The organism is Pseudomonas sp. GL-B-19, from assembly GCF_019956415.1.
Classification (GTDB): domain Bacteria; phylum Pseudomonadota; class Gammaproteobacteria; order Pseudomonadales; family Pseudomonadaceae; genus Aquipseudomonas.
This window is the reverse complement of record NZ_JAHBDK010000009.1, coordinates 1-1,071: the sequence shown is the minus strand read 5'-3', so window position 1 is coordinate 1,071 and position 1,071 is coordinate 1. Positions and strand designations below refer to the sequence as shown.

Annotated in this window: 1 protein-coding gene and 1 pseudogene; one reads left to right on the top strand and one right to left on the bottom strand. The window is 43.1% G+C overall.

Annotated features, from left to right (window positions below):
* Nucleotides 1-350: pseudogene (locus tag KGB06_RS00055) on the bottom strand (IS66 family transposase); the annotation flags it as partial.
* A gap of 558 nt (nucleotides 351-908) precedes the next feature.
* Between KGB06_RS00055 and KGB06_RS30025 the strand changes: the two are divergent.
* On the top strand, nucleotides 909-1,071 hold a 163-nt coding region (locus KGB06_RS30025; protein WP_223511109.1), incomplete at its 3' end, for a glycosyltransferase family 2 protein.

Sequence of the window (1,071 nt, the reverse complement as noted above, 5' to 3'; positions counted from 1 at the left end):
CCGATGGCGTGTTTGCGGCAACCGCAGGCACAGGTCAGTTCGTGTTCGGGTAGTTCGTGGATGACTTCGATACGCGGCAGATCAGCCGATAGTGGCTTGCGTTTGCCACGGCGCGGAGCTGGAGCAACGACTTCTTTATCGGCATCCTCGACGGCGAGCATCGGCTCGCTTTCGGGCTCGTTGAACAGTGCCAGTTGCGGGGTGTTGGGCTCAACCGTCTGCTCGGATTTACGACCGAATATACGGTCGCCTAACAGCTTGATCTGTTCTTTCAAATCAACGATGTGGGTTTCGTAGGCCTGCTTAACTTCCTGCTCGCGAGCGAAAGCTTCATAGGTATCAAGCAGCATTTGCTTGAGAAGCACTGGGTCAGTTTTCAGTCGGCAGAACAGCCTTTACTGGGTCAGTTTTCGGTTAGCGGCAACACATTCAGGTATTTTATTTGCTCTTTTGAGCTCTTTTGAGCTCTTTAAACTTTTGTTTTCTGGGGGTAGGCGCAATATTATGAATGTGCGGAAGATTAGGTGCTTTTTGGGAGAGATAGATTTATTGTAAGTGCATCTGGTCTTTATGTTGCTGCGGGGGCTAGGGTTGTAGTTTTTCTGGAGGCTTCAAGTTGTCAAAATAATTATCCGGTTTGATATTTTATTTTTACGTTAAAGATTCGGTTGATTGATTGAGGTAAGTATCAGAGCGATAGCGGAGTACGTAATCTTTTCCATTTTCTAATTTTCTAATTTTCTAATTTTCTAATTTTCTGTTGTTTATTCTGGTTTTTCAGATTGTGTCTTGGGAGGAGGCAGTACTCGGCGTTTTACTATCTAGTAGCTATGTTCTTGCTGTTTATGGTGTTCAAGTTTTCTGGTAGGGCCAAAAGTGTTTATATTTATAAAGTGGAGGGTTAGGTTTTGGAGTATTGTAAGCCAGTTGTAAGTGTTGTAAGTGTTGTAAGTGTTGTATGTGTTACATATAATCATGAATTATTTATTGCTTCGGCAATAGAGTCTTTTCTGTCTCAGAAGGCCGATTTTGAATATGAAATTGTCGTACATGATGATTCTTCGACTGATA